11 protein-coding genes and 1 pseudogene are annotated in these 11,802 nt (G+C 61.5%); 9 read left to right on the forward strand and 3 right to left on the reverse strand.

All coding sequences use genetic code 11. From position 1 onward, the window contains the following. The first annotated feature begins 13 nt into the window (after positions 1–13). The 4 genes from EDF58_RS26505 (at position 14) to EDF58_RS22585 (ending at position 2,900) form a co-directional block, all read left to right on the forward strand. Complete coding sequence (locus EDF58_RS26505; protein WP_347812906.1) at positions 14–376, forward strand: SLOG family protein; 363 nt, start codon at positions 14–16, stop codon at positions 374–376. Further along, positions 312–1,556, forward strand: coding sequence for a hypothetical protein (locus tag EDF58_RS22575; RefSeq protein WP_132269662.1), 1,245 nt, complete (start codon positions 312–314; stop codon positions 1,554–1,556). Before EDF58_RS26505 ends, EDF58_RS22575 begins: the two co-directional genes overlap by 65 nt. Further along, positions 1,546–2,046, forward strand: a complete 501-nt coding sequence (locus tag EDF58_RS22580) for a lytic transglycosylase domain-containing protein (protein ID WP_132269664.1) — start codon at positions 1,546–1,548, stop codon at positions 2,044–2,046. The genes EDF58_RS22575 and EDF58_RS22580 overlap by 11 nt, the downstream gene beginning before the upstream one ends. Positions 2,047–2,123: 77 nt before the next feature. After that, the gene (locus tag EDF58_RS22585) at positions 2,124–2,900 is read left to right on the forward strand and encodes a HEPN domain-containing protein (protein ID WP_132269666.1); all 777 of its coding nucleotides are present in this window, start codon (positions 2,124–2,126) and stop codon (positions 2,898–2,900) included. Between the two features lie 257 nt (positions 2,901–3,157). Here the strand turns inward: EDF58_RS22585 and EDF58_RS22590 are convergent, their stop codons facing one another. Continuing rightward, positions 3,158–4,102: an alpha/beta hydrolase-fold protein gene (locus tag EDF58_RS22590; protein ID WP_207913119.1), complete on the reverse strand. Its 945-nt coding sequence runs from the start codon at positions 4,100–4,102 to the stop codon at positions 3,158–3,160. A gap of 423 nt (positions 4,103–4,525) precedes the next feature. Further along, entirely contained in the window at positions 4,526–5,407 is an 882-nt protein-coding gene (locus tag EDF58_RS22595) for a helix-turn-helix transcriptional regulator (protein ID WP_132269668.1), read from the reverse strand. A gap of 137 nt (positions 5,408–5,544) precedes the next feature. Here EDF58_RS22595 and EDF58_RS22600 point away from each other — a divergent pair, with 137 nt between their 5' ends. The 5 genes and pseudogenes from EDF58_RS22600 to EDF58_RS26510 all read left to right on the forward strand — a co-directional run bounded on the left by EDF58_RS22600 (position 5,545) and on the right by EDF58_RS26510 (position 10,531). Continuing rightward, positions 5,545–6,609, forward strand: coding sequence for a phosphotransferase family protein (locus EDF58_RS22600; RefSeq protein ID WP_207913120.1), 1,065 nt, complete (start codon positions 5,545–5,547; stop codon positions 6,607–6,609). A 44-nt stretch (positions 6,610–6,653) separates the two neighbouring features. Then, positions 6,654–7,958 carry an acyl-CoA dehydrogenase family protein gene (locus EDF58_RS22605; RefSeq protein WP_132269670.1) on the forward strand — a complete coding sequence of 435 codons (1,305 nt, stop codon included), beginning with the start codon at positions 6,654–6,656 and terminating at the stop codon, positions 7,956–7,958. Positions 7,959–7,963: 5 nt separating this feature from the next. Beyond that, positions 7,964–8,749, forward strand: a complete 786-nt coding sequence (locus tag EDF58_RS22610) for an SDR family NAD(P)-dependent oxidoreductase (protein WP_132269672.1) — start codon at positions 7,964–7,966, stop codon at positions 8,747–8,749. An 11-nt stretch (positions 8,750–8,760) separates the two neighbouring features. Then, the gene (locus tag EDF58_RS22615; protein WP_132269673.1) at positions 8,761–9,528 is read left to right on the forward strand and encodes an SDR family oxidoreductase; all 768 of its coding nucleotides are present in this window, start codon (positions 8,761–8,763) and stop codon (positions 9,526–9,528) included. 252 nt (positions 9,529–9,780) lie between these two features. Further along, positions 9,781–10,531: pseudogene (locus EDF58_RS26510) on the forward strand (carbohydrate porin). Between the two features lie 643 nt (positions 10,532–11,174). On the opposite strand, the gene EDF58_RS22630 reads toward EDF58_RS26510, so the two are convergent. Continuing rightward, positions 11,175–11,802, reverse strand: a 628-nt coding sequence (locus tag EDF58_RS22630; protein WP_207913121.1) for a transposase, incomplete at its 5' end; no start/stop codon positions are given.

Here is an 11,802-nt window from a genome sequence, read left to right on the forward strand (position 1 = left end):
CCATGCAGCCCAGATGTTCCATGCCGAGACCGGCCGTCCGTGGTCGGCGCCGCGCGCCACGCTCACCTCGGGCAAGCGCACCGCATCCGTCATTGCGGCAGCAGACTTCCTCGCCGCGCGGCGGCAGCGGCGCATCGAGGCGCAGGCACCGAGCGGACCGATCGTGCTCTTCTCCGGGGGGCAGGTCTGGGAAGACCACGCCCGGATCTGGAGCGAACTCGACGCGATCCGTACCCGTATTCCGGCGATGATCCTTGCCACGACGGCGCAGGATAGATTTGATGGTATCGGTTCGTCAGGAAACGAGGGCGATGAAAGCGGCCGTCGCGCTGGCCCGCGCCGGCGATTATGCCGGCTCACTCGACCATCTCGATAATGTCTTCACTGCGGAGAGGCCGGAGGAACTGGCCGGTGGGCTCGTGCGTGAATGGACGCGCTTGAAATCGGAAACCCGCAGCACGACGAACATTCTCGTATTGGACAATGCCACGCGCCTCATCGTGAACTCGAAGGTGCGCGAGGCGCTCAGGACAGAGGGCGCCATCGGGGCGGAGGACGAGCGATTGTCAGTCCTGACGCCGGCAGGGTTATCTGATGCCGAGAAGCGCTATGCCCGGTTCTACTCCCGAGGTCAGGTTCTCACGTTTTCACGCGGCATTGCCCGCTCGGGGATCTCCCGGGACGGGGAGTATCGGGTCGTTCAGATGGTGTGCGATGATACAGAACGTCAGGTGCTGGAGCTTGTCGATGAGAACGGGCGCATCGTTCGCTGGAACCCGAGGCTAGGCAAGCCAACGCGGGTAAATGTTTTCAACGAGGAAGATCGCAAAATGACGCAGGGGGACCGCATACAGTGGCGGCTGGTGAGCCACGATCTCGACGTCAAAAATGCCGAGCGCGGGACCGTTGAAGTCCTCGACGGCACCCGGGCGACGATACGCTGGGACACTGATGGACGGCGCCAGTCAATCGATCTTGCCGTCCACAAGACCTGGGACCACGGTTACGCGGAGACGATCTACGCGGCCCAGTCGAAGACCTATGCCCGGGTCTACGTCTTAGCGCCGCTCGGATCGCCGCTGGTCAATGGACAGAACTATTACACCGCCATCACGCGCGCCCGGTTTGGTGTGAAGCTCTGGACCCAGGACAAAGACAAGCTCGCGGACGTTCTGTCGCGCCGGTCGGGCGAAAAGACCTCTGCTCTGGAGGGGCTTGGCCGCGTCGCAAGAGATAGCGTCAAGGGAAGGGCACTTCGCCATTCCGAGCGATGGGATCGTTTGCGTGAGGAGCAGCAGGCAGAGCGGGCGCAGCGCAGGGAGCGGTTGGCCGCGCAGCGCTATGCCGGTCGCCATAGTCAGCCTCACGGGCTCGCGGCTGGGCTCGCTGACCGAGGGCGATCGGCAGCAGTTTTTCTCGATGCGTGGCTGCAGTCGCTTTTCGCGTCGCATCGGTCTGACCGCAGCAACACTGCATCCGAGTCCCCACCCGCCCGCGGGCCCGAACATCCGACCCATCAAGACGTACACGAAATGGGAGGTAGCCATGATCGGTAAACGTCTGAGCCTTGCAACCCGGCTCGCTTTGATGATCGCAGCCATGTTCTCGACCGAGGTTGAAGCGCGTCCCGCTTTGAACCCGCAGCACGAAGCCATCATTGGGCTATGCATCCGTAACGCTGCTTTCGGTCGGGCTTGGTTGGAGCGAACCCTTTGGGGGCTCAGGGATCAGGAAGCCGGATGGATCGGCGCCGAGGTTCCCAACACCAACGGTACTCAAGATCTCGGTCCCATGCAGATAAACAGCTGGTGGATACCCCGCTTGTCCGCAATTACCGGTCGCCCTCCGGAGATCGTCAGGGTGTGGCTCATTCGAGATGCGTGCTTCAACGTTCAGGCGGCGCGCTGGATCTTTCTCACCGAGCTGCGAGCCAATCGAAACTACTGGAAGGCGATTGGTGCCTATCACAGTTCCACGCCGTGGAGGCAGCGTAACTATGCTCAGGCTGTTTCGGGCAAAATCACGGCGCGATTCCAGTCAAATTGACCGCAATTAGAACACTTTCATGTTGCGTCCGGCTATGTTGTTATATGTAACCGGGCGCGTGCAATAGATGGTGAAAGATGCTGACACTCACAGATCATATGCCGAGCACAGCTCAAGACGACCTGACGCAGGTTATTGCAATTCTCTTTGCGGAGTTGGAGGACGCTCTGGCGCTCTCGACACAGAAATGGAAGCGACAAGGTCGCATTTTGAAGATCATCCTGTTTGGTGCTCACGCGGATGGAATGGGGTTCCAGCCTTTGCTGGGCGGGCGTTTGCCGAAGTACTCGATCCTTGTAATCGTGAACGACGACCGCCTCGTTGATCAATCGAACTTCGGCAAGCATGCCGAAGATCGGCTCATGCGCGAACACGCCATCGCGGGGCGCCTGACAGCGCCAGCGAGCCTTTCCGTTCGCGGCATACAGTCGGTCCATATGGACCTGTTGGCTGGCAAATCGTTCCTGTGCGACGCCATACAGAAAGGCGTGATGCTTTACGAGTTGCCGGGGCATTCTCTGGCACTTCCCCTGCCACGAGATTCCGCTGCGATACGGGAAGAGCGCCTCGGACATTTTCAATATTGGTTCACGAACGCCACGGAGTTTCTGGAGCTTGCACGGATCGCCTATGCACGCGGCTGGACCAACCGTGCGATGTTCCAGTTCCACCCGGCGACGGAAGCTCTCTATCACACAGCCCTATATATGATGACCGGCGGTAGCCCGCGATCCCACAATCTTACCTGGCTGCGAGATCGCTGCAAGGATTTTGCGCCTGCGCTCGCAGCCGTGTGGCCTGGCGAGACAAAATTCGAGAGGCGCTGCTTTGACGGCGTTGCCCACCTCGGATGAAATGCAGCAAAATTTTCGGCTGCTCCCGATGGCCTACAGGCGCACCGAGCTCCCTCATTTTCTGCTTGGCAGAGTGATGACGAGTTAGGGCCTAGCGCTGGAAGTCAGCGAGGTTGCCGCGGCGGTAAGCACCGCGGCCAAATTCATCAAACCCGAACTTGCCTGAGCAAGGCTGCGCCGACGTCGCTTCTGCAGCTGACCCATTCCAGACGCTCGGGGTTAAAACTCTCCTTCCCAGTAGCCAACTGGCCGCTTTCCTATTGGCGGTGCGCGACAGTGACTGGAAGCAGGTACTTCAGCCCGTGGGTGAAGCCCCGCGGCGCGACGCTGACGTGATCTTCGTCATTGAGAACTTCCGTCTGCAAATGTAGGGAGGGATACTTGCGGGATCGCAGAATCTGATCCATTTCCTTGGTATCAGTCACCATATTCGCGGATTTGGAAAAGCGCGCATCGCTTGGGCGCGTCTCTTCGTATTCGCCGATGTACATGTAGACTCGTGCGGGCAAGTCGCCATGGCTGGCCGTATAGGCACGTGCCTGATTCATCATATAATGTTGGTCATACCAGAACGAGGGACTTCCTAGAACGTAGCCATCAAACAGACCAGGTTCGCTCAGCAGGATCTGCATGCCGAGCAGTGAGCCATATGAATGCCCCAGGAAAATCCGCCGCTTCTCGTCCGTCCGGTAGCGCTGAGCTACGAAAGGCAGGACTTGGTCGCGGACATAGGTTTGATAGGCCTTGGCTTGACCGTGTACCGTCCCCTTCGGCAATCTTGCAGGGCCGTTTTCCGTCGGCGTGTAATCGCGGCGGCGGCTCTCCATTCCGCCTTCTCCCTTTGCATAGGAGAGCCCGACGAGGATGAACTCTTCGACGGTCGGCCCTTCGACATTGAGACGGCGCCCGATCTGCTTGAGCAGTGGAAACGCATAATCGGCGTCCGTCGCATAGATTACCGGATATCGACGCTCAGACTGTGTGTGATAGGACGGCGGCAGGGCCACGAACACCTGATAGCTCCGTTGCGATGCGGGATCGGGTACGTCCCACACCTCGCTTTCGGTTACCTCGTAGGGCAGCCCGCCCCCTCGTTGCACCGCAACGCCGGGCGTCTCTTTTGCCTGGGCCTGTCCCGTAGACGCATCGGTGCAGGCGGTGAGCACGGTGGCGCAAAGGCCGATGAAAAGGAATTGCTTCAACAATGCTGCCCCCCGGCTAAACGATTTCGAACTTAGATCCCGCCAGCTCTCAGCTGTCAGAATATATAGCCGTGGCAGAGCATTAGCAGTCGATCAGATCGCTGTCTCGGTCATGCCAACCCTGCGGAAAGGCGTTTCGCCGCATCGCTTATGGCTCTTCCCAATCCGGATTGGCATTTTTGTCGCCATCAAGATTGTTCCGCGGAATTAGAATGATTGGGTTAAGAAGGGTGCCGAGCGCTCTCAGCAACGACCTTTTCCCGGCATTGAAGTTTGAATATTTATATCCGCGGATTGACCGTCAGCTTTTGTTTGTAATCCGCTGATTTCTTACAGATTGTCAGTGAGTCGTCGACCATGCCGGCAACTATTCGACGCTGTGATCGCCGAACTTTGTGACGCACGCCGCTACGATCGCGAATGTTAGGCGTGTTCTTTCGAACGCCAGATTCTTTGCTGATACTGGCGCGGCGTGAGGCCAGTGGCGCGGCGAAAGGCGTGGGCAAGGCTGGAGGTCGAGGCAAAGCCAACTGCATCGGCCACTTGCTTGATGCTTTCCTGCGTGGCGAGCAGACGCTTCACCATTTCCAGCCGGTGGTGATGGACATATTGCCCCACGGTGCAGCCTCGGCTGCCCAGAAATCCGCGTGTAAGCTGGCGGACCGAGACACTGCATAGCGCGGCGAGTTCCTCCAGCGAAGGTGGCGTGGCATCGCGCTCGAGCCGCTCGTCGATCACGCGAAGGCGCCAGGGGGCAAGGCCGCCCTGCGCGGTTTCTTCGGCGATCTCTTCGAAATAACGGCATAGCTCGATGGTCAGTTGGCTGGCGATTGAGCCGACCAGCAGTTTGGAATCCCGACGCGGCGCGCGCGCTTCTTCGGCAAGGCGGCGCAGGAGGAGGCGCACGGTATGACTGGCGATGTCCAGCGCGGCGGTTAGGCGGGGGCCGGTCCATTCCATGCGCTCCCCGAAACGGTTTTGTGCCAGCCGTCCACGGAGTTCGCAGCGGATCGAATGCTGCGTTTCCGCCCCGTCCCATCGCAACCGCAGCGGATGACCGGGCGGCACGAAGACGATATCGCCCAACCTTTCGAAACGGTGCCTCTCAAATCCGTCCGGCGCGAATGCCCCCCGCGCATTGGTGGGGCGCGGGGTAATGCAGAGGTCGAGCAGCGCATGATCGCTTGCCAGCGTTGCCGCGCCGCCGCTCGACAGGCTTCCGCGGACAATGGTGACTTCGGCCGAGGAAAAGCTGAGGTCGGCCCCCGCCCTTGATCGTCCTCTCTTCTCGGCCGCTTGGTCCATGCTCTCAAATCCCGCCTAATACCGCGTCGCAATTTGGCTAAATATCCGCCTCCCGTCCAGATCGGGATGCATGACCCGATTGCGGAGGGGCATCGTGATCCGCAGACTGGCGGCAAGACAGAACACTGGAGGTTGCCATGCCGCAGCAGATAGCCGAAACGCTCGACGACTTTGGCGGCCAGATCAATTGGCCACGCTTCAACGAATGGATGGCGACGCAGGATGTGCCGGGAACCGGCCCCGTCACGGCCGTCTGCAAGTTAGCGGGCGGCCTTCAGAATAGCGTCTTCCTGATAACACGGGGCGGCGAAGACCTGATCCTGCGTCGCCCCGGCAAGCATCTGAAGCCGAAGAGCAATGAGACCATGCTGCGTGAGGCCCGCGTGCTGACGGTGCTGGAAGGCAGCACCGTACCGCATCCGCGCGTGCTGGCGACGTGCGCCGATCCGGAGGTGATCGGGGCATGCTTCTTCCTGATGCAACCGCTGGAAGGATTTGCGCAGTCGGGCCAGCTGCCGGGCCAATATGCCACCGATGCCGGCTGGCGGCGTGCCATGGGGGAGGAACTGGTCAAGGCGGCGGCGGCACTGGGGGCGGTCGACCACGTCAGGGCGGGCCTTGCCGATCTAGGCAGGCCCGACCAGTGGCATGAAAGGCAGGTCGAGCGTTGGCGATCCCAGCTTGAAGGCTATGCCGTAACGCCAGGCTACGATCCGGGCGAACTGCCGCACGTCGCCGACGTGAGCCGCTGGCTGGCCGACAACCTGCCGACCGATCGCCGTATCGGCCTGGTCCATGGCGACATGCAGTTTCCCAACGTCATGTTTTCGCTGAAGGTGCCGAAGATTTCCGGTGTACTCGACTGGGAACTGGTTTCGCTGGGGGATCCGCTGCTGGATCTGGGCTGGATCCTGTCCAGTTGGTCGGAAGCGGGCGATCCCGAAGGCAAGGCGCCGATGGTGCGGCCTTGGGACGGTTTCCTGTCGCGGCGGGAAATGGTGGAACTCTACGGCGCTTTAAGCGGACGGAACATGAGCGAGATGCCGTGGTTCTTCGCGCTTGCCTGCTACAAGCTCGCCTGCCTGCTGGAAGGTACATACGCCGCTTCCAAGGCCGGAAAGGTACCCGCCAATGTGGGGGAATCAGTCCACGGCTATGCCACCTGGCTAATGACCAAGGCGCGCCAGATCATCGCGGCTTGAAACCCGCGCGACAGAATCACGACATTTGAGGATGAGGATCACACATGGACTTCTCTACCGATCCTGAATTTCAGGAAAAGCTCGACTGGATGAACCACTTCGTGCGCGAGGAAGTGGAGGCGATGGACCTTCTGTTCTCACGAGGCAGCGAGCAGTTCAACATCCGCAATCGTAAGGCACGCGCCATGGCGAAGAAGCTTCAGGCGCAAGTGAAGGCACAAGGGCTCTGGGCCTGCCACCTGACGCCGGAACTGGGCGGCAAGGGCTATGGGCAGGTGAAGCTGGCGCTGATGAACGAGATCCTTGGTCGCACGTCATGGGGCCCGGTGATATTCGGCTGCGCGGCGCCCGATACCGGCAATGCCGAAATCCTCGCCATGTTCGGTACGCCCGAGCAGAAGGCGCGCTACCTCCAGCCGCTGCTCGATGGCGAAATCTTCTCGACTTACGCGATGACGGAGCCTCAAGCGGGCGCCGATCCCAAGGAGTTTACCTGCCACGCCTGGCGGGAGGGCGACGAATGGGTGATCGAGGGGGAGAAGTGGTACGCCTCCAACTTCAAGGTTTCCTCCTTCGTGATCGCGATGGTCGTCACCAATCCCGAAAACGCGCCGCATGAGCGCATGTCGATGTTCCTGATCCCCTCGGATACACCGGGGCTGGTCGATATCCGGGACGTGGCGGGGATGAACGATCCAGTCGATCACGGCCATCACGCCTATCTTCGGTTCGATCAGGTTCGGGTATCGTTGGACGCCATGCTGGGCGGACCCGGGCAAGGCTTCAAGCTGGCGCAGGCGCGACTGGGCGGCGGGCGTATCCACCATGCCATGCGCGTGGTCGGCCAGTGTCAGCGCGCGCTGGAGATGATGCAGGAACGCGCCGTCTCCCGCCGCACGCAGGGCCGCCAGCTTGGCGATCACCAACTGGTGAAGGCGATGATCGCGGACAGCGCACTGGAGTTGGAGATGTACCGCCTGCTAGTGTTGAAGGCGGCGTGGATCATCGATACTCAGCCGCACGGCGCCGCGCGGACGCATATCGCTATGGCCAAAGTGGCGATGGCGCGCGTCTATCACGACATCGTGCGGCGGGCCGTTCACCTTCACGGCGCGCTTGGCACCACGCATGAGACGCCGCTGGCGCGCATGTGGATGGGCGTGCCGATGCTTTCCGTAGCCGATGGGCCGACCGAAGTGCATCAGGTGCAGATCGCCAATGCGCTGCTGAAGCAGACCACGCCGGCGCAGGGTCTGTTCCCCAGCGAGCACATTCCCACCCGCACGGCCGAGGCGGAGGCCCGCTATGCCGCCGAACTGGCCGAGATCGAGCGCGAACTGGCGGCTTGAGCCCGATGTCTCTGTTCGATCTTACCGGCAAGGTGGTGCTGGCTACCGGCGGCATGAGCGGGATCGGCCTTGCCTTCCTGCAAGGCTGCGCACGGCAGGGCGCGTCGGCGGCGGTGCTGGACCGCGATGCCGCGAAGGCGGATGCCGTCTCTTCACATCTGCGTTCGCTGGGCGCGGGCCGGGTCCATGTGGAGACGGTGGACGTGACCGATGAGGCGGCGGTGGAAGCCGCTTTCACAGGCACCGTCGCCGCGCTGGGCCGGATCGACTGCGTTTTCGCCAATGCCGGGATTAGCCACCGCGCACCGGGGTTCGACGATCTGGACAGTGCGGATTATCACCGCCTGCTGGACGTGAACCTCCACGGTGCCTTCTACACCCTGCGCGCGGCGGTTCGGCATATGAAGGCCAGGGCGCGGCAGGGTGATCGGGGTGGTTCCATTGTCGCCTGCGGCAGCCTGTCGATCTATCACGGATTGCCGGGCATGGAGCACTACGCCGCCGCCAAGGCCGCTCTGCAGGCGATGATCAAGGGGCTAGCCGTGGAGATGGGGCCGTTCGGCGTGCGGGCCAACATGCTGGTGCCGGGCTTCATTCTCACCGGCCTGACCGACGACAAACCGGAGACGAAGCAGATTATAGAGCGCTTCTCCGCGATCACGCCGCTGGGCCGCCCGGGCGAACTATCCGATATCGAGGGGCCGGCGGCCTATCTCGCCTCCGACGCGTCCCGATTCCAGAGTGGCGATACGCTGGTGATCGATGGCGGCCGGCTCGTGCGCAACGTCTGACGGGGGGAATTATGCCGATTACCATGGATCTTACTGGCCGCGTGGCCGTCATTACCGGCGGCAGCCGGGGGCTGGGCCGGGCGATCGCCCTCGGACTGGTGGAGGCCGGCGCGGCGGTTGCGGTGGCCAGCCGGAAACTTGAAAGCTGCGCGGCGCTGGTCGCGGAGATAGAGGCGCTGGGCGGTCGCGCCTCGGCCCATGCTTTCGATGCGGCATCCTGGGAAGACTGCGACCGCCTTTTCGCCGAAGTGACCGAGCGCTGGGGCGGCGCGGATATTCTGGTGAACAATGCCGGAAAGTCGCCGGTGGAGCCGTCCTCGCTGGAAACTTCTCAGGCCGCATTCGATGTCATCCTTGCGATCAACTTGCGTTCGCCGTTTCGGCTTTCGGCACTGTTCGGCGCGCAGATGGTGGCGCGCGGTGGCGGGGCGATCGTCAACGTAAGTTCCAGCGGATCACGCAAGGCGGAGCCATACTTTGCGCCTTATGCTGCCGCCAAGGCCGGGCTCAACACGCTGACCGAGAGCTTCGCCAAGGAATATGGCCCCACGGTGCGCGTCAACACGGTGATGCCGGGGCCTTTTCATACCGACGGGACTAAGACTTGGTCTCGCTCCAAAGGCTTTGCCGACCACGCCCGTAAGAACCAGCCGCTGGGGCGGGGCGGGGAACCGGCGGAGATCGTTGGCGCCGTGGTCTATCTGGTCAGCGATCTTGCGTCCTATGTTACCGGGGCCTGTCTTGCAGTGGACGGCGGGCATTTGATCGCACGCGGATAACCTGAAATAGCGTGGGTGAGGGGCGTCTGACAGGTCGGCCCGGCCCCCTTCTGCCATGTCTCAACGGCGTTCGACCGCGCGTCGAGGCAATCGGAGCTTGATCGGCCGATCTCGGTCCACCGTCTTGCCCAGAAATAGCGCGTACCGCGACCGCGTTTTTACCAGCCTCAACCCATTATGGACGTTCAACCGCCGATTTTAGATCCTCAGGTGCAGACGGTCAGCTTTCTCGATCCGAGACGCCCGCTACCGATGCGCCCAATCCAATGCCTTGTTGCAGTCAGTGCGCTATGCCCGCCGTGCGGCCGGGTATCGCCACTGACCTATTTCAATCAGTCGAACCGCTACTGCACGTTCCAGAACAATTCGGTCTGGTCCCACCCGGCGGTCGTTCCGATCCAGGACCCGGCTTTAAAATTATTTCCTTATGGGACCTGGGGCGGACGCCTCAAGGTCGCGCCGACCAAGGGGTTCTACGCCCAGGCCGGTATCTTGAAGGCCAACCCGTCCCTCAACGTAACCAACGGATTCGACTGGTCGACCCGCAACGCAACTGGCTATCAGACGGCATTCGAACTGGGCTTCCACTCGTCTGACCTCAAGGCGCGAAACTCACTTGCGGATAGGCGGCTATCACAACACCTCCGACGCCGGCGATCCCTATCGTAACCCCGAGGGTCGGCCGCGCATTACGGCGGGTGGGAGCGCTCTGGTCCATGATGGTAAGGAAAAGCGGTATGTAATAGGCGATGCCGTCGCCGCGCACATGGGCGGCAATGCCAAGCGCCCGGTGACCGTTTTCGGCGGCGTCATCGCGTCTACGAACGGCTACCTACCCTTCAAGGAGCAGGCGATCGCGGGCATCATCGTCACTGGTCCTTTTGCCTCTCGGCCCAAGGACACCTTGGGTCTCGTCGGCAGCTACATTCGTCTCGGCTCGCGGCAGGTCGACTTTCTTCAGGCCTCTCGTTTTGCGGGCGGGGCGAACCGATCGGGCACTTGACGGAAGAAGGTGTGTTCGAGATGAACTCCGGTTCGCAGCAGCGCCGGGGATAAGGATCAATCCGAACGTCCAGTACGTAAAGACTGCCTCGGCCCGCCGCCGTGCACCGCTCAGGGGATATAGTGGCGTTCGGCGTGCGCTTGACGGTCGGTATCGCAGGAATTCTGGGCTTGCCGGCCGCAAAATGAGTTTAAGGGCTTCGACCTTGCTAGTCCGTATATTCCTCAGTCTCCGCCTATGGGGTCGGACCCCACACTTCGAAACGGCATCTGGCCTGCGGAGCGGCTTAAATGACCCCTGAGTACTGCAGCCGACCCTTATAAGACGCTCTGCTCGCAAGTTTCAGTCCCCAGCTGCAGTCGATCGGCTTATCAAGAAAGTCGAAGCACTGGTCCAGTGCCGTTGATTGTGGCCAGCTTCATGCTGGGCGCCACGCAATCTCAGTGATGACTGCCATGCCGGGAGGCCCTACGCCATAGATTATTATGGCGTTTCCGAATGAGGAGAGATGGGTCTACGGTCAGTGGACTTCCAAGGAGTGTACTGATGCTTTACCGAAACTTCGAACACGACCAAAATCTGCGTCCAGAAGATCGATAAGCGATTGAGCAACCTCACGTATGGAAATTGAATCGGGTTGGGATCACGCATCCCGGCATTCCCATTTGATGTAGGCCTTGTTTTCGCAGGCCCATGTCTCGTCGATTTCGACGAGAACGGCGGAGACCAGGCGCAGGAGCGCCTCGTCGTTGGGGAAGACCCTGACCTTGACGGTACGGCGCTTGAGTTCCTGCTGGACGGCGCGCTCGATCGGGTTGGAGGTGCGCAGGCGCCGGCGATGGTACTCAGGCAGGGTGAAGACAGCCAGGCCTTCGGGGATGGCATTTTCCAGCCATGAGGCGAGCTTGGGCGCGTTTTTGCTATAGCCCGCGACGAGCTCATCGAGCGCGGCCTGTGCCTTTGCCAGCGAGCCGGCGTTCCAGACGCTGCGCAGTTCGGCGCCGATGCGGGCGCGGATGGCGACATTGGGAGCGTGATGGATGGCATTGGCGGCGAGGTGGAACTGGCAGCGCTGCCAGGTGGCCGATCCAAGTACCGCCCGGCGAGCTGCGCGCAGGCCTGCATGATCATCGGAGACGATGAATTCGACGCCTCGCATGCCGCGCGCGACGAGGTCATCGAGGAAGCTGCGCCAGTGGACCTCGGCCTCCGACAGGGCAACGCTGACGCCGAGCACCCGGCGGCGCTCGTCAGATCCGATCCCGATCGCA

The sequence above is a fragment of the Novosphingobium sp. PhB57 genome (genome assembly GCF_004342985.1).
GTDB lineage: Bacteria > Pseudomonadota > Alphaproteobacteria > Sphingomonadales > Sphingomonadaceae > Novosphingobium.